Consider the following 20,548-nt stretch of genomic DNA (forward strand, 5'->3'; position numbering starts at 1 on the left):
GGCGGAGCGGCGTCGCACGCCGCGCGCGACCGACGCCCTGGACCGGGTCACCGCGGTGCTCGGTGCCGTGGTCGGGGGCGACCTCGGCCCCCACGCAGGCGTGGGCGACCTCGCGGCGCTCGCGGGCACCACGCCGCGCTCGCTCCAGCGGCTGTTCGCCCACTGGGTCGGCGTGAGCCCCAAGTGGGTGCTGCAGCGGCACCGCGTGCACCTGGCGGCGGACCTGATCGCCGCGGAGCCGGCCCGCCCCCTCGCCGACCTCGCGGCCGCCGTCGGCTACTACGACCAGGCGCACCTGACCACCGACTTCGCGCGCGCCCTCGGGATGCCGCCGGCGGCCTATGCGCGGCGCTGCGCGGCGTCCCGGGACCAGGTCGCGTCCCTCGCCGAGGGGGGTCGGGGGACGGCCGACCTGGCCGGCGTCGGGCGCGCATAGACTCGGGTCCGTGGCCGGGCTGATCAAGAGGGAGGACGTCGAGGCCGTTCGCGAGCGCGCGCGGATCGAGGAGATCGTCTCGGCGCACGTCACGCTGAAGCCCGCGGGCGTCGGTTCCCTCAAGGGCCTGTGCCCCTTCCACGACGAGCGCTCGCCCTCCTTCCACGTGCGCCCCGGCGTCGGCCGCTGGCACTGCTTCGGCTGCGGCGAGGGCGGCGACGTCATCTCGTTCGTCCAGAAGATCGACGGGATGGGGTTCACCGACGCCGTCGAGTACCTGGCCGACCGTGCGGGCGTGCAGCTGCGGTACGAGGACTCCCGCACGGGCGCCGCCGCGGACCGCGGGCGGCGCGAGGAGCCGGGCAAGCGGCAGCGCCTCGTGGAGGCGCACAAGGTGGCCGCCGAGTTCTACGCCGAGCAGCTCTTCGGCCCGGGCGCGCAGGCGGGACGGGCGTTCCTCGCGGAGCGCAGCTTCGACCGCGCCGACGCCGAGCACTTCGGGGTGGGGTACGCGCCGACGGGCTGGGACGCCCTGCTGCGGCACCTGCAGGGGCGCGGGTTCACGCAGGCGGAGCTCGTGGCGTCGGGGCTGGTCAGCCAGGGCCAGCGCGGCATCTACGACCGGTTCCGGGGGCGCCTCGTGTGGCCGATCCGCGACGTCACGGGTGCGGTGATCGGCTTCGGCGCCCGGCGCCTGTACGACGACGACCAGGGGCCCAAGTACCTCAACACCCCGGAGACCACGCTCTACAAGAAGTCTCAGGTGCTGTACGGGATCGACCTGGCCAAGCGGTCGATCGCGCAGGGCAAGCGGGTGGTCATCGTCGAGGGGTACACCGACGTCATGGCGGCCCACCTGTCCGGGGTGGACACCGCCGTGGCCACCTGCGGCACCGCGTTCGGTGCCGAGCACGCCAAGGTGGTGCGGCGCCTGCTCGGGGACACGACCGCCGGCGGCGGGCTGCAGCTCGCGTCGGGCGCCTCTCTCGGCGGCGAGGTCATCTTCACGTTCGACGGCGACGCGGCGGGCCAGAAGGCCGCCGTCCGCGCGTTCGGCGAGGACCAGCGCTTCCACGCGCAGACCTTCGTGGCGGTGGAGCCGGCGGGGATGGACCCCTGTGAGCTGCGCATGGCCCGCGGTCCGGAGGCGGTGCGCGCCCTCGTGGACGGCCGGCAGCCGCTGTTCGAGTTCGTCATCCGCACCACCCTGCACACGTTCGACCTCGACACCGTCGAGGGCCGTGTCGGGGCGCTGCGCGCCGCCGCGCCGCTGGTCGCGGGCATCCGCGACCGGTCGATGCAGCTCGGCTACGCGCGCTCGCTGGCGCGGTGGATCGGCATCGACACCGAGGACGTGCGCCGCGAGGTGGCGCGCGCCGCCTCCGCGCCGCCGCGGGCTCGACGTCCGGACCAGGACCAGCGCCGGGACTCCGCGGCCGGGCCCGAGGCCGCCGCTGCGCTGCCCGTGCTCGCCGCGCCCGACCCACGCGACCCGGTGGCCCGGCTGGAACGGCAGGCGCTCATCGTCGTGCTGCAGTACCCGCAGCACGTGCCCGCGTCGTTCGACGACCTGGGCGAGGACGCGTTCGGCGTGCCGGCGTGGCGTGCCGTGCACGACGCGGTGCGGGCCGCGGGCGGCGTCGCCGCGGGGCGCGACGTCGACGGCGGCCGCTGGGTGGAGGCCGTCACCGAGCAGGCGCCCGAGACGGTGGCGCCCCTGGTCACCGAGCTGGCTGTCGCCCCGGTCCCGGAGGACCGCGAGTCGGCCATCGGGGCGTACGTGGCGGACGTCGTGCGCGCGCTGGTGGACCTCGGCCTGACCCGGCGCATCGCCGACGCCAAGAGCCGCCTGCAACGCCTGGACCAGGAGAAGGACCCGGCTGCCTTCCAGCAGGCGTTCACGGACCTGCTCGCGATCGAGCAGCAGCGGCGCACGCTGCGCGAGGGCGGCTGAGCCCGGACCGCAGGAGCGGCCCGGGCACGGCCGCGACTCGCGTCAGTCCCGGAGCCGGCGGTGCCGCGTGAGGACCGCCGCGCCGACGCGGTCGACGGCGACGCACTCCAGCGCGGTGGGCGGCGACCCGGCGGCGAAGAGGCGTTCCCCGGCGCCGAGCACGGTCGGGAAGGTCATGAGTCGGTACTCGTCGACGAGGTCCGCCGCCTGTAGCGCGTGCGCCACGCTCGGGCTCCCCATGACGACGACGTCGCGCTCCTCGTCGCGCACCGTCGTCAGGAGGTCGCCGTCGACGACGCGGGACCCGGACCAGGCCGCGGCGACCTCCGCGTCGGTGCGGCGGCGGGACGCCACGAGCTTGGGCACGGCGTTCATGCGCGTGGCGAACGGGTCGTCGCGGGTCGGCCAGATCCGCGCGAACAGCTCCCAGGTGCGGCGCCCGAGCAGCAGGACCCCCTCGTCGAGGGTGGCGCCGAGCCGGAACGCGTCCCCGGAGACCGGCACGGGGCCGTGCCGGAACGCCCAGCCCGCCTGCGGCGCGCCGGAGGACGGGTCGGGGTCGGTGACGATGCCGTCCAGGGTGATGAACTCGATCACGACGGTGCTCATGGGGTGCCTCTCGGTCGACGGTCGAACGGGTCGCCCGTACGTACCGCCGGCGGCACCGGAACTCATCGCGGCGGCGAGGACCTGTCGTCGCGGTCCTCGATCCGCAGCGGCAGGTCGAACGACGCGAGCACACGGGGATCGGTGAAGACGACGTTGGCCGCCACGAGCCCGCGCGTCACCGTGAGGACCTGGAGGGTGTGCAGCGCGTGCCCGCCGCCGGGCTCGGGCGCGTACGCGGCGAGGGCCGGCTGGCCGTTGGCGGTGAGCGGGCGCATCGACCATCCCGGCCCTCGCATCGCGAACACCCGCGCGATGAACCGGCCGTAGTCCTCGCGCCCGCGGTACCAGAGGGGGACGGGCGGCATCTCGAGGACCGCGTCGTCGGTGAGCAGGCGCACCAGGGCGGGCACGTCGGCCGCCTCGAACGCCTGCACGTACCGCTGGACGGTCGCGCGCGTCTCGGGGTCGCCCGGGTCGCCGACCTCCTCGGCCGGTCCGACGTGCGCCACCGCCGCGCGGGCCCGCTGCAGCGCGCTGTTCACGGCGGCCACCGTGGTGTCGAGCTGGTGGGCCACCTCGGCGGCGCTGAGCTCCAGCACCTCGCGCAGCAGCAGCACGGCCCGCTGCCGGGGCGGGAGCGACTGTATCGCTGCGACGAGCGCCAGGCGCAGGTCGGTGCGTGCGCCCTGGTCGAACCGGGCGTCGGGGAAGGGCTGCAGCCATGGCACGTCGAGCGCCGGGGTGAGGGGCGCTCCGGGGTCGTCGCTCGGCGCTCCGAGACCCGACGGCAGCGGCCGGCGGGCGCCGTTCTCGAGGGCCGAGAGGCAGACGTTCGTCGCGATCCGGTACAGCCAGGTCCGCAGGGAGGCGCGCGCCGGGTCGTAGCGGTCGCGCGCGTGCCAGGCGCGCAGCATCACGTCCTGCGTCAGGTCCTCGGCCTCGTGGAACGAGCCGGTCATCCGGTAGCAGTACGCGGTGAGCTCGCGTCGGTACGGCTCGAGGTCGAGGTCCACGGCGCCATCATGGCGCACGCCCCGCCCCGCCAGCCCCGCCCGCCCGGACCGGGCGAGCGGGGCGGTGGCTCAACGCAGGTGCCGTGCGAAGAACCGCGCCGCGTCGTCGGCGGCGAACGCGGGGACGCCGGTGTGGCCGCCCAGGTTGGCCTGCAGCGTCTTCTCGGCCGAGCCGAAGGCGTCGAACAGGTCGAGGGCGGCCTGCCGGTCGTTGCCCTCGTCGTCCCACTGCAGCAGCACGTGCAGCGGGATGGTGACGCGGCGCGCCTCGTCCAGCGTGGACCGGGGCACGTAGCTGCCGGCGAAGAGCCCGGCGGCCACGATGCGCGGCTCGACGAGCGCCAGGCGGACGCCGACGGCGATCACGCCGCCGGAGATGCCGACCGGCCCGTCGACCTCCGGCAGCGCGAGGAGCGCGTCCAGGGCGGACCGCCACTCCGGCACGGACCGGTCGACCAGGGGGAGGACCAGGCGGTCGACGATGTCGTCGGTGACGGGCTCGCCGGCGGCGAGCGCCGCGCGCAGGTCCGCACGGACCTGGTCGGCGCCGGGCAGCGGCGGCCGGTCACCGCTGCCGGGGAGCTCGAGCGCGGCGGCGGCGAAGCCGTCGGCTGCGGCGCCCCGGGCCCGGCCGACGAGCCGGGGGTACATCCGGTCCATGCCGAGACCGCCGGGCTGGCCGAGCAGGATCAGGGGGACGGGGTCGGACGGCGTGGCGGTCGAGGGCGTCCAGAGGATGCCGGGGATCTCGCCGAGGGTGAAGCGCCGCTCGAGGACACCGTCGTCGAGCGGCGTGGAAGAGGTGAAGCTCAGGGGGTGAGTGGCATGCATGGTCGTGCCTTTCGGGAGTGCTCGGTGAACGGCGCTCCCGGGCGACCTACCGCCCGACCATGACTCCGCGGAGGAGCACCCATGTCGATACGTTCACGGGTACCACCTCCTTGCACTGTCTCGCACGGCCTCCGGGAGGCTAGCAGCGCTCGGGGGGCCGGCTCAACGTCTTTCCCTCAGGGCCCCGGCCTCGGCTGCCAGCCAGGGTCCCCGGGCTGGCATGGGCTGGACGCCGCCCGAGCTGCCCTGAGCGCGTCAGGCGGCCGTGGCGTCGGCCGTCTCGGCGCGACGCTCGCGCGCGGCCTGGAGGTCGGCGGGCATGAGGACGGCGAGCACCACGAGGGCCGCGGCCACGGCGACGAGCAGCGCGAACACGAGGTGGATCGCGCTCATGAGGCCCGGCCCCGCCGGCGTGCCGTCGGCGCCCACGGTGGTGCGGGCGTTGACGATCGCGCCGCACACGGCGACACCGACGGCCGACCCGAGGGACCGGGCGAACATGTTGGTCCCGGTGACGGCGCCGCGCTCGGTGAAGGACGCCTGCGACTGTGCGGCGATGAGCGTCGGCACGGCGGTGAGACCCATGCCGGCGCCGATGACGAAGCACGCCCCGGCCACGGCCAGCACGGACGACCCCGAGGCCAGCAGCAGCGTGAGCGCCGTGCCCACCACCACCAGGGACGTGCCGACCACGGCGGTGAGCCGGAAGCCGATCCGCAGGTAGAGCCGACCGGCGTTCGAGGCCGACAGCGGCCAGCCGATGGTCATCGCGGCCAGCGCGAAGCCCGCGACGAGCGGACCCGTGCCGAGCACGCCCTGGGCGTAGATGGGCACGTAGGTCGAGAGCGCGAGGACGACGACGCCGACCAGCAGGGAGACCGCGGTCGAGACGCCGACGACGCGGCGGCGCAGGATGGCGACGTCCACGATCGGGTGGCGCGTGCGGCGGCTGTGCACCGCGAAGCCCGCGAGCAGGAGCACCGCGACGGCGAAGACCGCGACGGACGGCACCGAGCCCCAGCCCCACCGGGTGCCGCCCTCCAGCAGCCCGAGGAGCAGCAGGGTGCTCCCGCAGGCGAGGAGCCCGGCGCCGAGGTAGTCGATGGGCTCGCGCCGGCCCTCGCGCGCCGGCTCGTGGTAGCGGCGGGCCAGCATCCAGGCGGCGAGCACGCACAGCGGGATGTTGACGAGGAAGATCCAGCGCCAGCTCGTGAACTGCGAGAACACGCCGCCGAGGGTGGGGCCGACGACGGCGGAGATCGCCCAGACGGACGCGAGGTAGCCCTGCGTCTTCGCGCGCTCCTCGAGGGTGTAGATGTCGGCCGCGATGGTCATCGACACGGGCATGACCGCGCCGGCGCCGAGCCCCTGGATCACGCGCCCGGCGATGAGCACCCCCATCGTCGGGGCGGCGCCGGCGACCACCGACCCGACGAAGAACAGCGCGACGCCCGCGAGCATGAGGCGCTTGCGCCCCAGCACGTCAGCAAGACGCCCGAACACCGGGGTGCTGACGGCCTGGGCGAGCAGGTAGGTGGAGAACAGCCAGGGCAGCTGGGCGAAGCCGCCGAGCTCGCGGGCGATCGTCGCGGACGCCGTGGCGATGATCGTGGCGTCGAGCGCGACGAGCGCCGTCGCGAGCATGAGGGACAGGAGGATGGGCCCGCGCTCGGAGCGCAGGCCGACGGAGGCATGACCGGTCGTGGGCACGACAGGCACAAGCCAGGAGCGACCACCGGGTATTCCCGGCGCGCGCGGTGGTCCGGGCCGGACGCCGGCGGTCGCTCAGGCGGTGACGGACTGCAGCACGCGCAGGTGGCCCGCGCGCGGCGGCACGATGACCTTGGCGAGGTAGAGCGGCCTGCCGCCGTGGCGCGCGGTCTGGGTCAGGACGAGCACGGGGTCCGCGGGCCCGACCTCGAGCAGCGCGCCGCGCGTGTCGCCGGGCACGCCGGCCACGATCTCGCACTCGCCCGCGCTGAGCACCGGCCCGGCCAGCGCCGTGAGGTTCGCCAGGAGGGTCCCAGGGCCCTCCACGGCGCCGGGCAGCGCGTCGGCCACGAGGCGCGAGACGTCGGCGAGGTCGCGCCCGGCGGGCAGGTGCTCCTGCACGAGGGCGACGGGTTCGCCGCCGCGCAGCAGCACGTGCTCGGCGAACCAGGTGCTCGCGTCGTCCCGCAGGCCGAGCGCGCCGGAGACGAAGTCGGTTGTGGGCTGGGTGCGCACGCCCACCCGCCGGACCTCGACCGTGCCGTGGCCCTCGCCGAAGACCTGCTCGTACGGTCGCACGCGCTCGAGGCCGGCGCGGGGGAGCGCCGTGCTGACGAACCGGCCGATGCCCCGCCGGGTCTGGATGAGGCCGTCCTCCTCGAGGAGCATCAGCGCCTCGCGGACCACCGTGCGGGAGACACCGAGGGCAGAGCCCAGGTCGGTCTCGTTGGGCAGCACCGAGCCGAGGGGGAACACGGCGCGCCGGATGCCGTCCGCCATCCGGGAGTAGACGGCGACCCGCATCGGCTGTCCCGGGGGGACGGCGACGGGGCGGGACAGGAGCTCGGCGACGGGCTGGTCCACGCGTTCCTCCAGGTGGTGAGCGGTGCGGTCGGTTCATTCAAGCACGTCGGAAGGCGGGTGCTCGGACGTCATACAAGGTCGTATGATGTCCGACGAACCCGCGTCGTTGCGGGCCGTGACGAAGGAGTCCTCGTGCACACACCCACCGCCCCGCGCGACGCCGTCGCGCCGGAGCTCGCCCCCGAGACGGGCCTGTCCGGTCGTCCGGCCGCCGCCCTCGTCGCCTCGCTGCTGGTCGCCGTCGTGGCGTTCCAGCTCGGGGCCAGCATGGTGACGCCGGCGCTGCCCGCCATCGCCCGCGAGCTCGGCGTCGGCGCCGACGACGTGGCCGGCGTCTCGTCCTGGTTCTTCCTCGCCGGGGCCGTCGCAGGCGTCGTCCTGAGCCGCTGGAGCGACTATGTCGGCCGGCGCCGCGTCATGCTCCTCACGCTGGGGATCATGCTGACCGGCACCGTCGTGTGCCTCCTGGCCCAGAGCCTGCCGCTGCTGCTCGCTGGCCGCGTCATGCAGGGCACCTCCAGCGCGATCTTCCAGCTCTCCTACATCATCCTCAGCGAACGGCTGGCCGCACGGGTCTTCGGTACCGCCCTCGGCGTCGTCACCGCGATCAACGGTGGCGTCGGCGGCGTGGACGGGTTCGTGGGCGGCCTGCTCACCGACCGGTTCGGGTACCGGTCCGTGTTCCTCGTCATCGCGGCGGTGGGGCTGCTCGCCCTCGGGTGCGTGCTGCGTGCCGTGCCGCGCGCCGGACGTCCCGCCGTGACCGGCGCCATGGACTGGTGGGGTGCCGCCGCCCTGTCCGTCACGCTGGTGTGCGTCACGCTCTTCGTCAACGAGGGCCCCGCGCAGGGCTGGGCCGCGCCCGGCACGCTCGGCCTGCTCGCCGGTGCGGTCGTCGCCGCGGTCACGTTCTGGCAGATCGAGCGCCGCCGCCGCTCGCCCCTGTTCCCCCTGCAGCACCTGCGCTCGCGCGAGGTGTGGCCGCTCGTCGTGACCACCCTCCTCACGCTCTCCAGCGTGTTCGCCGTCATCAACTTCACCGTCGTGATGCTCAGCCAGGACGCCACCGTCGGGTTCGGCATGACCGCCTCGATGTCCGCGCTCGTCTTCCTCTCGCCGCCCGCGCTCATCGGCCTGTTCGCCGCCCCCTTGTCCGGCTGGCTCGCCGGCCGCCGCGGCTGGGTCCCCGTGCTGCGCTGGGGCCTCGTCGCCTGCCTCGCGCTCCTCGTCGTGGTGGCGCTCGCCCCCACCCACCGCTGGGTCGTGGCCGCCGCCGTGGCGGGCCTCGGCGTCGCCTACAACGGTCTCGTCCTCACGACGGCGAACGGGCTGGGCGTGCTCCAGTCCCCGCCCGACGCGCCCGGCGCGCTGCCGGGCCTGAACAGCTCCGCGTTCGGCATCGGCGCCGGGCTCGGCATCGGCATCGTCGCCCCGTTCGTGGCGCAGGGCGGACTCGGCGGGTACACCACCGCCCTGTGGATCTCCGTCGCCATCACCGTCCTCGCACTCGGCACCAGCCTGCTGCTGGTCGCCCGCCCCTCCGCCGCGCCCGGCGGGCAGTCATGACCGCCCGCGTGCGCCACACTGGACCCCGCCCCCACGACCACGAAGGATCCTCCGTGCCCCTGCTCGACCAGTCCGTCCAGCCCGTCCAGCCCGCCGCCCCGCTCTACCTCGACTGCGACACCGGCGTCGACGACTCCCTCGCCCTGGCCTACCTGCTCGCCTCGCCCGAGGTGGACCTGGTCGGGGTCGGCAGCGTCAGCGGCAACATCGACGCCCGCCAGGGTGCCGTGAACACGCTCGACCTGCTGGCGCTCGCGGGCCGGGGCGACGTGCCCGTCGCCGTGGGCGCGCACGACCCCCTCGCCGGCTCGTACGACGGCGGCGTCCCGCACATCCACGGGCGCAACGGGGTCGGCGACGTCGTGCTCCCCGCGTCCGGACGCGAGCCCGTGGCGGAGTCGGCCGTGGAGCTGCTGCTGCGCCTGTCGCACGAGCATGCCGGCCGACTGCGCCTGGTCGCCGTCGGGCCGCTGACCAACCTCGCCCTCGCGCTCCGCGCCGACCCCACGCTGCCCGAGCGCGTGCTCGACCTGACCGTCATGGGCGGCGCCGCGCTGCACCCGGGCAACGTGTCGCCGGTCGCCGAGGCGAACATCGCGAACGACCCGGAGGCCGCCGCCCAGGTGCTCGCGGCCGACTGGGCCGTCACCCTCGTGCCGCTCGACGTCACCATGGTCAACCTCCTCGAGGAGACCGACCGCAAGACCCTCCTCGAGGCCGGCACCGCGCTCGCGCCGTGGCTCGGCGAGGTGCTCGACCTGTACTTCGGCTTCCACGTCCCCACCTTCGGCCGACGCTGCTCGGCGCTGCACGACCCGCTCGCCGCCGCGATCGCCGTCGGCGGCGTCCAGGCCACGGTGGCGCCTCGCGTGCCGGTGGTCGTCGACACGACCGACGGGCCCGGGCGCGGGCAGACGGTGGCCGACCTGCGCGGCCTCTACGCCGGGTACCCCGACCTCCCGGGTGCGCGCACCCGGGTCGTCCTCGCCACGGACGTGCCCCTGGCGCCCCACCTGGTCGAGCGCCTGCGCGGTCTCTGACCGCCGCCGCGCCGCCCGCCCTGTCCCGACCGATCGCCGACGAACCGGAGCGACCATGTCCACCACCCCTGCCGAGTCCCTCGTCGTCGTCGTGGGGTCCGCCAACGCCGACCTGCTGGCCCGCACCGCGGTGCACCCTGCGCCGGGGGAGACCGTGCTGGGCCGTGACCTCGCCGTCCTGCCGGGCGGCAAGGGTGCCAACCAGGCGGTCGCCGCGGCCCGTCTCGGGGCTCGGGTCGCGTTCGTCGGTGCGGTCGGCGACGACGAGTTCGCGCAGGCTGCCACGTCTGGCCTGCGGGACGCCGGGGTGGACCTCGCGCGGCTCGTCGTCGTGCCGGGGAGCACCGGGGTCGCCGTGGTCACCGTGGCTGCTGATGGGGAGAACTCGATCGTCGTCGTCCCGGGCGCGAACGCCGCCGTGGACGCCGGCCTCGTGGGGCGGCACGCCGACCTGCTCGCCGACGCCGCCGTGGTCGTGCTGCAGGGCGAGATCCCGCGCGACGGCATCGAGGAGGCGGCCCGGCTGGCCGGAGGCCGCGTCGTGGTGAACCTCGCGCCCGTGATCGACGTCGACCCGGGCGTGCTGCGGCAGGCCGACCCGCTCGTGGTCAACGAGCACGAGGCGCACGCCGCGCTCGCCCTGCTGACGCCGGGGGACGACGCCGGGCCCGACCTGGCCGACGAGGAGGTCGTCGCCGGCCTGCGGCGGGCCGGGGTGCGGTCCGTCGTGCTCACCCGCGGGGCGCAGGGCGCACTCGTCGCGGCCGAGGAGGTCGACGGCGGCGTCGTCGCTGTCCCCGCGCCACGCGTCGAGGCGGTCGACACCACCGGCGCGGGCGACGCGTTCGTCGGCGCCCTGGCGGGGGAGCTCGCGCGGGGGAGCGGGCTGGTCGACGCCGCCCGCCTCGCGGCCCGCGTGGGCGCGTTCGCCGTGCGCGGCGCGGGCGCGCAGCCGTCGTACCCGCGGGAGGGCGACGAGCTGCCCTGACCGAGCGGCGGGTGCGCCCCGGGGACGACCTCTAGACTGGACGTCGCCTGCGATCGAGCGACCGGTCACGAGCAGGGAAGTGGCTGAGGAGAGGAACGAATCGTGGGCACCACCGGAGGCATCAACCTGAGCGACGACGGTCTCATGTGGGAGATGTGGGGCGAGATCGACGTCGCGGTCGCCCACGAGGTCCATGCCACGCTGGAGGACGCGAAAGAGGGCCGCAAGACCCTCGACATGCGCAGGGTCACCTTCATCGACTCGTCCGGCGTGCGGCTCGTGGTCATCGCGTGCCAGGACGGAGCCCGGCCGCGCGTGGTCGGGGCGCCCCCGCTGGTCCGCGACATCTTCGAGATGATGAGCTTCGACATGCTGGTGGACTTTGTCGACGCCGACGAGTTCGAGGCCGAGGGGCGCGAGGACATGTCCGCCTGACGGCGTCGCGGCCCCTCCGCGGCTCGTCTCCGTCCAGGCGCCCGTGCGCCTGCTCGTGGCACGAAGAAAGGCCCTGAACCCCCTCAGGGGTCCAGGGCCTTGTCTCGGCTCCCGCGGTTGGACTTGAACCAACGACCGTCCGATTAACAGTCGGATGCTCTGCCAGCTGAGCTACGCGGGATCGCTCGGTCGTCCGGCCGGTGGCCTTCGAACCGGGAAGAACAATACCAGGCTCACACGGGTAGTCCGGACGCTCCGCGGACCCTGGACTCCGTGGCGTCCACCACGCGGGCGACGGCCGGGTCGTCCAGGTCGACACCTGGCCCGGCGACGGCCTGGGAGAAGAACTGGCCGTCCGCGGTGCGGCGGACTGCGACCTTCACGTCGCCCCCGCCGGGGACGGTCACGGTCTCGGAGAGCACCACCGACCACTGGACGCGCTCGCGCAGGGCCTGCGGGAACGGCGTGCGCTCAGGGTCGACGATCCGCAGCACGAGGTCCGGTGCGGCGTCGACCCACGTGACGAGGAGCTCGGCGCGCTCCGGGTCGAACACCCCGCGGTCGACGTCGCACCAGGGGCGCCGCGTCCCGACGTCCTGGGGCCCGGGCCCGACGACCATGAGGTCGGCGGTCGTCGCGACGGCCCAGCGGCCGTCGGCGAGCTCTGCGGAGGCAAGGACGCGCTCGCCGCGGGCGAGGGGCAGCGCACGGCGCGCGTCGGCGGGCAGGGGAGAGCGGCGGAACCACATGGCGCCACCGTACCGACGCGGGCCGAGCGGCGGGGTCAGCTCGCGGCGGCGTCGCGCCCGTCGTCGTCCGACCGCGGCGCGGGGGCGTCCTGCGTGGCCTGCTCGCGCTCGCGCTTCAGGCGGGCCTGCTCCAGGAGCCAGCGCATCTCGGGGTCGTCCTCGGGGTTCGCCGGAACCTCGGCCGTCTCCCACGTGCGTCGCCGGCCGGGGTACTGGGCGGGCGGGACCGGGCCGGCGGGGAAGCCCGTCCGCGGCGCGGGGCGCCGGGCCGCGCGGGCGCGCCGGCTCACGACCAGCCACGCGATGGAGCCCGCGAACGGCAGCAGCAGGATGATGAGGATCCAGAAGCCCTTCTGGATCCCGCCACCGTCCTCCTCGTCCGACTGGGCCACGTCGGCGATGGCGTAGACGAGGAGGGCGAGGTAGGCCAGCATCAGCAGCACGCGGGGCATGGCCCCGGAGCGTAGCGGGTGGTGGGACGTCGTGGCAGGTCGAGAACGATGCGTCGGAAATTCTTGACGCGTCGGGAATCTCCGACGTATTGTCGCCGCCGTGCCGACAGACATCTTCGGGGCGCTCGCCAACCCGGTGCGCCGGCGCCTGCTCGACGCGCTGCGGGCCGGGCCCGAGTCGACGTCCCGGCTCGCCGCGATGTTCGAGCTGGGACGGCCGGCGGTGTCCGAGCACCTCGCCGTGCTGCGCGACGTCGGCCTCGTGCGCGAGGAGCGGCGAGGGCGGCATCGCTTCTACCACCTGAGGGCGGACGGGCTGGCCGAGGTCGACACCTGGCTCCGCCCCTTCGAGCACTACTGGACGCAGCGCCTGGACGCCCTGGCCGACCTGGCCGACCTGCTGGACGAGGAGACCTCCCGTGACGACTGAGTCGATCCGTATCGACCGCCTCCTGCCGCACCCGCCCGCCCGTGTCTGGCGGCTGCTGGTGGAGCCCGACCTGCACGCCCGGTGGTGGGTGGCCGGAGACGTGCAGCCTGTCGTCGGTCACCGCTTCACCCTCGACATGGGCGGCTTCGGCCCGCAGACGTGCGAGGTGCTCCGGGTCGAGCACGAGCGCCTGTTCGCCTACACGTTCGCCGAGGGCGTCCTCGACAGCGTCCTCACGTGGCGGCTGGAGCCGCACGAGGACGGCACGCTGCTGAGGTTCGAGCACTCCGGACTCGATCTCGCCACGCCCGCGGGCCGGCAGGCCTTCGAGGGCATGGGGCGTGGGTGGCCCGCAGTGATCGGGCGGCTGGAGACGGTCGCCGCGCCCTGACGGGCGGCGGACCGGATGCCGCGCTGCTGGACACCCGGTCCCTGCCCGTCAGCGGGAGCCGTCGTGCATGTGGCCATGCTGCCGCACTCCGCAGCGGCGGTGCACGGCGGGCGCGCGGACTTCACCCCCCGCCTCGGGAACGCCGTGGCCTCCGCGCGAGCCGCCGCGGCGGACCGGTGTCGGTGCCCCGTGCAGGACTTGAACCCGCGACCGAGAGATTATGAGTCTCCTGCTCTGACCAGCTGAGCTAACGGGGCGCGCGGCGAGCATACCGGCCGCCCGCGCCGCGTGCGCCCGACGCTGCGGCGCGGTGTCATGGGGGCGTGAGCATCGCCGTGAAGCGCGTCTACGAGCCTCCCGCGCCGGACGACGGCGCCCGCGTCCTGGTCGACCGGCTGTGGCCGCGCGGCGTCTCGAAGGAGGCCGCGCACCTGGACCGGTGGTCCAAGGACGTGGCGCCGTCGACGGAGCTGCGCACGTGGTTCCACCACGAGCCGGACCGGTTCGCGGAGTTCGAGCGTCGCTACCGGGCCGAGCTCGCCGGGAGCCCCGCGGTCGCGGAGCTGGCCGCCCTGGGGGCGGGCGACGCCAGGCTCACGCTGCTGTACTCGGCGCGGGACACCGAGCACAACCACGCGCTCGTGCTCCGGGACGTGCTCCTGCACTACCGCGACGAGACGGCCTCCGGCTCGGGCGCCTGAGCGGGCCGCGGCTCGCGCGGGGCGCGGGCGAGGGCGCGGCTCGTGCGCTCGAGGTCCTGCGCGACGGCGCGCCGCAGCCGTGGGCCGAAGGGCCGTTCCACGAAGCGGTGCACCAGGTAGGCCGCCGCGAGCATGGCGGCGGTGACGAGCACGAACGTGGCACCGGCGGGCAGGTGCGGGCTCGCCTCGCCGATGAGCCACTGCCCCCACGACGAGTGCAGCAGGTACAGCGGGTAGGTCATCGCGCCCACGACCGTCAGCCACCGCCACGACAGCCGGTCGAGGGGTGTCAGCGCCACGACGGCGACGAGCGCGAAGCAGGCCACGATCGCTACCCAGTACGTCTGCGGGCCGACGGTGACGTCGGTGCTGTGCGCGATCCGGAGCGACTGGCTCCGGCCGGCCACCACCCCGGCGAGCGCCACGTTGAGCCCCAGCACGAGCCACAGCACCAGCGAGCGGCGTTCCTTGGTGAGCAGGTAGAGCATCATCCCGCCGGCGAACAACGGGGCGTCGCTGCCGACGAGCAGGGTGGACCAGAGCTCGTTGCCCGACCGGACGGCGACGGCGGCGAGCACGGGCCAGACGGCGGCGAAGGCGACGAGGCGCCGGTGCGTCATGCCGACCGCGAGCAGGATCCCGATGAGCACGTAGAACCGCAGCTCGGTCCAGAGGGTCCAGTACACGGGCTCGATGTCGGGGACGCCGAACGCGCGCTGCACCATCGTGAGGTTCGCTGCGGTCTCCGGGATGCCGACGTCCTTGCGGCCGGGAGTCACCAGCACGAGCAGCGCGACGACCGCCGCCACGGAGAACCAGTAGGCGGGGAAGAGGCGGCCCACGCGGGAGGCGGTGAAGGACCGCACGTCCCGACCCCAGGCCGACATGAGGATGACGAACCCGCTGATCACGAAGAACAGCTGGACGCCGAAGGACCCGAACGCGGCGACCGGCTGCAGGTGCGGGAAGGAGTCCTCGGTCCGGGCACCCCACGCGGAGTGGTTCACCGCGACGTAGTGGTAGGCGACCACCGCCATGGCGGCGAGGAAGCGGAGGCCGTCGAGCGCGGCGAGCCGGGGTCGGCCCGTCGCGGCGGGGGCGACCCTTCGGGCGTTCGGCAGGGGCGGCGGGGTTGACTCGGTCATCCGTCGTAGCATCGCTCGGCACGTTATCAAACCGTGACAATGCGCGACGCCACCGGCCCGCGACGTGGGAGAATGCGGCCCATGGCGATGCGAGAGATCCGGGTGCTGCCCGACCCCGTGCTGCGCACACCCTGCGACGAGATCACCACCGTCGACGACCGGGTCCGGTCGCTCGTCGAGGATCTCGTGGAGACGGTCGACGCGGACGGCCGGGCGGGCCTGGCGGCTAACCAGATCGGCGTGAACCTGCGGGCGTTCTCCTGGAACGTGGACGACGAGATCGGCTACGTCCTCAACCCGCGGATCGTCGAGCTCTCCGACGAGACGCAGGACGGCGACGAGGGCTGCCTCTCGGTCCCCGGCCTGTGGTACCCGACGACCCGCGCGTGGTACGCCCGCGTGGTGGGCACGGACCTCGACGGGAACGAGATCGAGGTCGAGGGCACGGGGCTGATGGCGCGCTGCCTCCAGCACGAGTGCGACCACCTCGACGGCATGCTCTACCTGGACCGCCTCGAGCGCAGCGTGCGCAAGAAGGCCATGCGGGAGCTGCGCGAGCGGCTCTGAGCTCCTCAACGGCTGCTCAAGTCCGCGTTTCCTCTCGCACGGCTGCTCGCCATCGGGCAGGATGTGTCAAGACGACACACCGTCGGAGCTCGCCGACCAGCAGGCCGACCGGTTCGAGGACGTAGGGGAAGACGGACCTCGGAACCAGGGAGGACAACATGGCTGGTGCGATCACCCGCGGTGTGCTGTTCGTGCACTCGGCACCCCGTGCGCTCTGCCCTCACCTCGAGTGGGCGGCAGGCAACGTGCTCGGGGGACGTGTCTCGCTCGACTGGACGGCCCAGCCGGCGGGACGCGGACTCTTCCGTGCCGAGTACTCGTGGCAGGGCGCCCAGGGAACGGGTGCCCGGCTGGCCTCTGCCCTGCGGGGCTGGGACCACCTGCGCTACGAGGTGACGGAGGAGGCGAGCCACGGCGCCGACGGCGCCCGCTGGTCGCACACCCCTGACCTCGGCATCTTTCACGCCATGACGGACGTGCACGGCAACGTCGTCGTCCCGGAGGACCGCATCCGGGCTGCGATGGAGTCGGCGCACGACGGTCGCGGGGTGCGCGAGGCCCTCGACCTGGCGCTGGGCACGGCCTGGGACGACGAGCTCGAGCCGTTCCGCTACGCCGGAGCCGGGGCGCCCGTGCGCTGGCTGCACCGCGTGGGCTGACGGCCGCCCGGCCGCACCTCGCCTCCCAGGCTCCGGTTCCCGTACGACGACGCCCCGCCACCTCGCGAGAGGTGACGGGGCGTCGTCGTGCCGCCCTGTCGGTCAGGGCTGGCGCGTCGTCCGGCGGACGGCGGCCAGCGTGCCCCCACCGGCGGCGAGGAGCACCAGCGCGAGGAGGGCCATCGGGACGAGACCGTCGCCCGCGCCGGTGCGCGGCAGGGTCCCGGTCAGGCCCGGGGAGCCGCCCCCGGGCGCAGCCCCGACGGCGGCGTCGGGGCCGTCCGTGCCGGCGCCGCCGAGGTCGCCGGGCGCGAGCACCACCTCGAACGTCGCCGTCGCCGAGTCGCCCACCGTCACGCTGGTGGCCGTGCCGGTGTGCGTGCCCAGCTCGAACGCCTGCGGCACGGTGAACGTCCACGTGGCGACGCCGTCGGCGTCGGCCACGGTGACGGGCAGGGCGAGAGGTTCGGACGCGATCACGGCCCGTACCTGCTCGCCGGGCTCGAACCCGGACGCCTGGAACGTCTGGGCAGCGCCGCGGCCGACCTGGGCGTCGGAGAACCAGGCGCGCAGCGCGCGGTCGCCCGGGTCGGTCCCGGGCTCCGTGACCGTCAACGGCGCCTCCGCCGTCTCGCCCTCGGGGCTGGTGCCGACCACCGTGTAGTCGCCCGGCTCGGCGTCCTCGGGCACGGTCAGGTCGACCGTCCCCGTGCCGTCGTCACCGGGGTTGCACTCGACGGCGTCCCCGACCGGCTGGCCCTCGGAGTCCACCAGCTGCACCTGCACGGGGCCGTCGCCGAAGCCGTCGCACGTGACGGTGACCGTGTCTCCCGGGGCGGCCGTGCCCGGGTCGACGTCGATGGACGGCTCGCTCTGGCCCGGCGCGGCGATCACCTGAAGCGGGGCCTCCGTCGTCCCGCCGGTCGAGTCCGTCGCGACGACGGTGTGCTCGCCGGGGGTCGCGCCTGCCGGGACGGGCAGGACCACGGTGAACGTCCCGTCCGGGTTCACGGTGACGTCGATCGGGTCGCCCACGGGGTCGCCTGCGGCGTCCTCGAGCTGGACCGTGACCTGGTCGTCCGGCGTGAAGCCCCCGCCCGAGACCGTGGTGGTGCCGCCCACCGGCACCGTCGGCGGATCCGCGGTCAGGGTCGGCACGGCCGGTGTCGTGACCTCCAACGGTGTCTGCGCCGCGGCTCCCGTGGAGTCCTCGGCGACCACCGTGAGGTCGCCGGGGGTGGTGTCGGCGGGCACCGTGACGTCGACCTCGATGGTGCCGTCCTCGCCCGCCGTGGTGGTGACTGGGTCGCCGACGGGGTCGCCGGCGTCGTCGGTGAGCTGGACGGTGACCTCGCCGCCGGGGGTGAAGCCGTCGCCGGTCACGGTGGTGGTGCCACCTGCCGGGACGGTCGTCGGGTCGACGGCGATGGTCGGCGCCGCGGTGACCTCCACCGGCGCCTCGGCCGTGGCTCCGGTGACGTCGGTCGCGACGACCGAGTAGTCGCCGGGAGCGGCGTCGGCCGGGACGGGCACGTCCACCTCGATCGTGCCGTCCTCGCCCGCCGTGGTGGTGACCGGGTCGCCGACGGGGTCGCCGCCGGCGTCGGTGAGCTGGACGCTCACGTCCGACCCGGGGGTGAAGCCGTCACCGGTCACGGTGGTGGTGCCACCCGCCGGGACGGTCGTCGGGTCGACGGCGATCGTCGGCGCCGCGGTCACCGTGAGAGGCGCTTCGGCCGTGGCTCCGGTGACGTCGGTCGCGACGACCGAGTAGTCGCCGGGAGCGGCGTCGGCCGGGACAGGCACGTCCACCTCGATCGTGCCGTCGTCTCCGGCCGTGGTGGTCACGGGATCGCCGACGGGCTCGCCCGCGTCGTCGGTGAGCTGGACGCTCACGTCCGACCCGGGGGTGAAGCCGTCACCGGTCACGGTGGTGGTGCCCCCCGCCGGCAGGGTGCCCGGGTCCGCCGACAGCGTCGGCGCGGCGGTCACCTCGAGGGGGGTCTGCGCCGGTGCGCCCGTGGAGTCCTCGGCCACGACGGTGTGCTGCCCCGGTGTGGCGCCGGCGGGCACGGTGAGGTCGACCTCGATGGTGCCGTCGTCTCCCGCCGTGGTGGTGACCGGATCGCCGACGGGGTCGCCGTCAGCGTCCGTCAGTTGGACGGTGACCTCGCCGCCGGGGGTGAAGCCGTCGCCGGTCACCGTGGTGGTGCCGCCTGCCGGGACGGTCGTCGGGTCGACGGCGATCGTCGGGGCCGCGGTCAGGGCGAGCGGCGCCTCGGCCGTGGCACCGGTGACGTCGGTCGCGACGACCGTGTAGTCGCCCGGTGTGGTGCCGGAGTCGGTCGGCAGGCCGACCTCGATGACGCCGTCCGCCGTCGCGGTGGCGGTGACGGGGTCACCGACGGGGTCGCCGTCGGCGTCGGTGAGCTGCACGCTCACCTCGGAGCCGGGCGTGAAGCCTCCGCCCGTGACCGTGGTGGTGCCGCCCGCCGGGACGGTGCCGGGGTTGGCCTCGATGGCCGGCTCCCCGGTCACCACGAGGTCTGCCTGCGCGGCCGCGCCGGTGACGTCGGTCCCGACGACCGTGTACGGGCCGGCTGTCGCGTCGTCGGGGACCGTCAGCGGGGTCGTGATCTCCCCACCGGCGCCGGCTGTGACGGTGACGGGATCGCCCACGGGGTCGCCGCCCGCGTCGGTGAGCTGGACGCTGACGTCGGACCCCGGGGTGAAGCCCGTGCCCGTGACGGTGGTGGTGCCGCCCGCCGGGACGGTCCCGGGGTCGGTGGCCAGCGTCGGGGCGGCGGTCACCGTGAGCGGCGTCTGCGCCGTGGCGCCCGTGACGTCGGTTGCGACAACCGTGTAGTCGTCGGGCGTGGTCCCGGCGTCCGTGGGCAGGTCGACCTCGATCGTGCCGTCGTCACCTGCCGTGGTGGTGACCGGGTCCCCGACGGGGTCGCCGGCGTCGTCGGTGAGCTGGACGCTCACCTCGGAGCCGGGCGTGAACCCGTCCCCGGTGACGGTGGTGGTGCCGCCGGCCGGCACGGTCGCCGGTTCTGCCGCGATCGTCGGGGCGGCTGTGACCTCCAGCGGTGTGTCGGCAGTGAGGCCCGCGGGGTCGGTCGCCACGACGGTGTAGTCGCCCGGCGCGGTGCCGGTGTCCGTGGGCAGGTCGACCTCGATGGTGCCGTCGTCACCTGCCGTGGTGGTGACCGGGTCGCCGACGGGGTCGCCGGCGTCGTCGGTGAGCTGGACGCTCACGTCGGAGCCAGGCGTGAACCCGTCGCCGGTGACGGTGGTGGTGCCGCCGGCCGGGACGGCCGCCGGGTCGGCGCTGATGGTCGGGACGACGACGGCGAGGTCCGCCTCGGCGGACGCCCCGGTGACGTCGGTCGCGACGACCGTGTAGCCGCCCGCGGCGGTCCCGTCCGGGACGACCACCGGCGTGCTGAACGAGCCGTCCTGCTCCGCGGTGACGGTGACCGGTTCGCCGACGGGGTCACCGGCGGCGTCGGTGAGCTGGACGCTCACGTCGCCGCCGGGCGTGAACCCGTCGCCGTCCGCCGTGGTGGTCCCGCCCGGCATGACGGTCGTGGGGACGAGGGCGAGGGTCGGTGCGGCGGTGACGACCAACGGGGCGTCGGCGACGGCGCCGGTGCTCGTGTCCGTGGCCACCACGGTGTAGTCGCCCGGCGCGGTGCCGGCGTCCGTGGGGAGGTCGACCTCGATGGTGCCGTCGTCGCCGGCCGTGGCGGTGACCGGGTCGCCGACCGGGTCACCGGCGTCGTCCGTGAGCTGCACGGAGACGTCGCCGCCGGGCGTGAAGTTCTCGCCGGTGACGGTCGTGGTGCCGCCGGCCGGGACGATCCCAGGGTCGGTGGTGATGCTCGGGGCCGCCGTCACCGTGAGCGGAGCCGTCGGCACGACGCCGGACGGGTCGCCGGTCGCGGTGACGGTGTAGTCGCCGGGGTCGGTGCCGGCGCCGACGGGCAGCGGCACCGTGAAGGC

20 protein-coding genes and 2 tRNA genes are annotated in these 20,548 nt (G+C 74.9%); 11 read left to right on the plus strand and 11 right to left on the minus strand.

The features are described from left to right. Both ACFT55_RS09815 and dnaG read left to right on the plus strand, forming a co-directional pair. Nucleotides 1-436, plus strand: a 436-nt coding sequence (locus ACFT55_RS09815) for a helix-turn-helix domain-containing protein (protein WP_380243635.1), incomplete at its 5' end; no start/stop codon positions are given. A 10-nt stretch (nucleotides 437-446) separates the two neighbouring features. Then, nucleotides 447-2,390 (plus strand): DNA primase, encoded by a 1,944-nt coding sequence (gene dnaG / locus ACFT55_RS09820; protein WP_380243636.1) that lies wholly within the window; start codon nucleotides 447-449, stop codon nucleotides 2,388-2,390. Between the two features lie 42 nt (nucleotides 2,391-2,432). Here dnaG and ACFT55_RS09825 read toward each other — a convergent pair whose 3' ends face one another. The 5 genes from ACFT55_RS09825 to ACFT55_RS09845 form a co-directional block, all read right to left on the minus strand. Then, complete coding sequence (locus ACFT55_RS09825) at nucleotides 2,433-2,999, minus strand: dihydrofolate reductase family protein (RefSeq protein WP_380243637.1); 567 nt, start codon at nucleotides 2,997-2,999, stop codon at nucleotides 2,433-2,435. 62 nt (nucleotides 3,000-3,061) lie between these two features. Further along, on the minus strand, nucleotides 3,062-4,012 hold the full coding sequence (locus tag ACFT55_RS09830; protein ID WP_380243638.1) for an RNA polymerase subunit sigma-70: 951 nt from the start codon (nucleotides 4,010-4,012) through the stop codon (nucleotides 3,062-3,064). Nucleotides 4,013-4,081: 69 nt separating this feature from the next. Next, a complete protein-coding gene (locus tag ACFT55_RS09835; protein WP_380243639.1) occupies nucleotides 4,082-4,843 on the minus strand; it encodes an alpha/beta hydrolase in 762 nt (253 codons plus the stop codon). A gap of 255 nt (nucleotides 4,844-5,098) precedes the next feature. Then, the gene (locus ACFT55_RS09840; RefSeq protein WP_380243640.1) at nucleotides 5,099-6,553 is read right to left on the minus strand and encodes an MDR family MFS transporter; all 1,455 of its coding nucleotides are present in this window, start codon (nucleotides 6,551-6,553) and stop codon (nucleotides 5,099-5,101) included. 75 nt (nucleotides 6,554-6,628) lie between these two features. After that, nucleotides 6,629-7,417, minus strand: coding sequence for a GntR family transcriptional regulator (locus ACFT55_RS09845; protein ID WP_380243641.1), 789 nt, complete (start codon nucleotides 7,415-7,417; stop codon nucleotides 6,629-6,631). Between the two features lie 132 nt (nucleotides 7,418-7,549). Between ACFT55_RS09845 and ACFT55_RS09850 the strand changes: the two genes are divergently transcribed. From ACFT55_RS09850 to ACFT55_RS09865, 4 genes are all read left to right on the plus strand, one after another. After that, nucleotides 7,550-8,983 carry an MFS transporter gene (locus tag ACFT55_RS09850; protein ID WP_380243642.1) on the plus strand — a complete coding sequence of 478 codons (1,434 nt, stop codon included), beginning with the start codon at nucleotides 7,550-7,552 and terminating at the stop codon, nucleotides 8,981-8,983. Between the two features lie 53 nt (nucleotides 8,984-9,036). Continuing rightward, entirely contained in the window at nucleotides 9,037-10,023 is a 987-nt protein-coding gene (locus ACFT55_RS09855) for a nucleoside hydrolase (protein WP_380243643.1), read from the plus strand. 55 nt (nucleotides 10,024-10,078) lie between these two features. Continuing rightward, complete coding sequence (locus tag ACFT55_RS09860) at nucleotides 10,079-11,011, plus strand: ribokinase (RefSeq protein WP_380243644.1); 933 nt, start codon at nucleotides 10,079-10,081, stop codon at nucleotides 11,009-11,011. Nucleotides 11,012-11,113: 102 nt separating this feature from the next. Continuing rightward, the gene (locus ACFT55_RS09865; RefSeq protein WP_380243645.1) at nucleotides 11,114-11,446 is read left to right on the plus strand and encodes an STAS domain-containing protein; all 333 of its coding nucleotides are present in this window, start codon (nucleotides 11,114-11,116) and stop codon (nucleotides 11,444-11,446) included. A gap of 108 nt (nucleotides 11,447-11,554) precedes the next feature. Here the strand turns inward: ACFT55_RS09865 and ACFT55_RS09870 are convergent. The 3 genes from ACFT55_RS09870 to ACFT55_RS09880 all read right to left on the minus strand — a co-directional run bounded on the left by ACFT55_RS09870 (nucleotide 11,555) and on the right by ACFT55_RS09880 (nucleotide 12,647). Beyond that, nucleotides 11,555-11,627, minus strand: a tRNA-Asn gene (locus tag ACFT55_RS09870). A 52-nt stretch (nucleotides 11,628-11,679) separates the two neighbouring features. Then, on the minus strand, nucleotides 11,680-12,195 hold the full coding sequence (locus tag ACFT55_RS09875) for a hypothetical protein (RefSeq protein ID WP_380243646.1): 516 nt from the start codon (nucleotides 12,193-12,195) through the stop codon (nucleotides 11,680-11,682). Between the two features lie 35 nt (nucleotides 12,196-12,230). After that, nucleotides 12,231-12,647: a PLD nuclease N-terminal domain-containing protein gene (locus ACFT55_RS09880; protein ID WP_380243647.1), complete on the minus strand. Its 417-nt coding sequence runs from the start codon at nucleotides 12,645-12,647 to the stop codon at nucleotides 12,231-12,233. Nucleotides 12,648-12,747: 100 nt separating this feature from the next. On the opposite strand from ACFT55_RS09880, the gene ACFT55_RS09885 reads away from it, so the two are divergent. After that, nucleotides 12,748-13,077 (plus strand): ArsR/SmtB family transcription factor, encoded by a 330-nt coding sequence (locus tag ACFT55_RS09885; protein WP_380243648.1) that lies wholly within the window; start codon nucleotides 12,748-12,750, stop codon nucleotides 13,075-13,077. Further along, nucleotides 13,067-13,468, plus strand: coding sequence for an SRPBCC domain-containing protein (locus ACFT55_RS09890; RefSeq protein WP_380243649.1), 402 nt, complete (start codon nucleotides 13,067-13,069; stop codon nucleotides 13,466-13,468). The genes ACFT55_RS09885 and ACFT55_RS09890 overlap by 11 nt, the downstream gene beginning before the upstream one ends. Nucleotides 13,469-13,651: 183 nt before the next feature. On the opposite strand, the gene ACFT55_RS09895 is transcribed toward ACFT55_RS09890, so the two are convergent. Beyond that, a tRNA-Ile gene (locus ACFT55_RS09895) sits at nucleotides 13,652-13,725 on the minus strand. A gap of 66 nt (nucleotides 13,726-13,791) precedes the next feature. Between ACFT55_RS09895 and ACFT55_RS09900 the strand changes: the two genes are divergently transcribed. Then, nucleotides 13,792-14,169: a DUF488 domain-containing protein gene (locus ACFT55_RS09900; RefSeq protein ID WP_380243650.1), complete on the plus strand. Its 378-nt coding sequence runs from the start codon at nucleotides 13,792-13,794 to the stop codon at nucleotides 14,167-14,169. On the opposite strand, the gene ACFT55_RS09905 is transcribed toward ACFT55_RS09900, so the two are convergent. Then, a complete protein-coding gene (locus tag ACFT55_RS09905) occupies nucleotides 14,133-15,314 on the minus strand; it encodes an acyltransferase family protein (protein ID WP_380243651.1) in 1,182 nt (393 codons plus the stop codon). The two genes, ACFT55_RS09900 and ACFT55_RS09905, sit on opposite strands and share 37 nt — an antisense overlap. Nucleotides 15,315-15,395: 81 nt before the next feature. On the opposite strand from ACFT55_RS09905, the gene def reads away from it, so the two are divergent. Together def and ACFT55_RS09915 are read left to right on the plus strand one after the other, a co-directional pair. Beyond that, a complete protein-coding gene (gene def / locus ACFT55_RS09910; protein WP_380243652.1) occupies nucleotides 15,396-15,881 on the plus strand; it encodes a peptide deformylase in 486 nt (161 codons plus the stop codon). A gap of 158 nt (nucleotides 15,882-16,039) precedes the next feature. Beyond that, nucleotides 16,040-16,540, plus strand: coding sequence for a DUF3145 domain-containing protein (locus ACFT55_RS09915; RefSeq protein ID WP_380243653.1), 501 nt, complete (start codon nucleotides 16,040-16,042; stop codon nucleotides 16,538-16,540). A gap of 102 nt (nucleotides 16,541-16,642) precedes the next feature. Here ACFT55_RS09915 and ACFT55_RS09920 read toward each other — a convergent pair. After that, nucleotides 16,643-20,548, minus strand: a 3,906-nt coding sequence (locus ACFT55_RS09920; protein WP_380243654.1) for a beta strand repeat-containing protein, incomplete at its 5' end; no start/stop codon positions are given.

Origin of the sequence: Isoptericola sp. NPDC057191 (genome assembly GCF_042670225.1) — a bacterium.
In the GTDB taxonomy this organism is placed as follows: domain Bacteria; phylum Actinomycetota; class Actinomycetes; order Actinomycetales; family Cellulomonadaceae; genus Isoptericola.

Bases quoted from the DNA above. Each gene is read 5' to 3' on its own strand.
- ACFT55_RS09880 (WP_380243647.1), bottom strand. From the start codon at position 12,647: ATGCCCCGCGTGCTGCTGATGCTGGCCTACCTCGCCCTCCTCGTCTAC.
- ACFT55_RS09875 (WP_380243646.1), bottom strand. From the start codon at position 12,195: ATGTGGTTCCGCCGCTCTCCCCTGCCCGCCGACGCGCGCCGTGCGCTG.
- ACFT55_RS09825 (WP_380243637.1), bottom strand. From the start codon at position 2,999: ATGAGCACCGTCGTGATCGAGTTCATCACCCTGGACGGCATCGTCACC.
- ACFT55_RS09915 (WP_380243653.1), top strand. From the start codon at position 16,040: ATGGCTGGTGCGATCACCCGCGGTGTGCTGTTCGTGCACTCGGCACCC.
- ACFT55_RS09905 (WP_380243651.1), bottom strand. From the start codon at position 15,314: ATGACCGAGTCAACCCCGCCGCCCCTGCCGAACGCCCGAAGGGTCGCC.
- def (WP_380243652.1), top strand. From the start codon at position 15,396: ATGGCGATGCGAGAGATCCGGGTGCTGCCCGACCCCGTGCTGCGCACA.
- ACFT55_RS09835 (WP_380243639.1), bottom strand. From the start codon at position 4,843: ATGCATGCCACTCACCCCCTGAGCTTCACCTCTTCCACGCCGCTCGAC.
- ACFT55_RS09860 (WP_380243644.1), top strand. From the start codon at position 10,079: ATGTCCACCACCCCTGCCGAGTCCCTCGTCGTCGTCGTGGGGTCCGCC.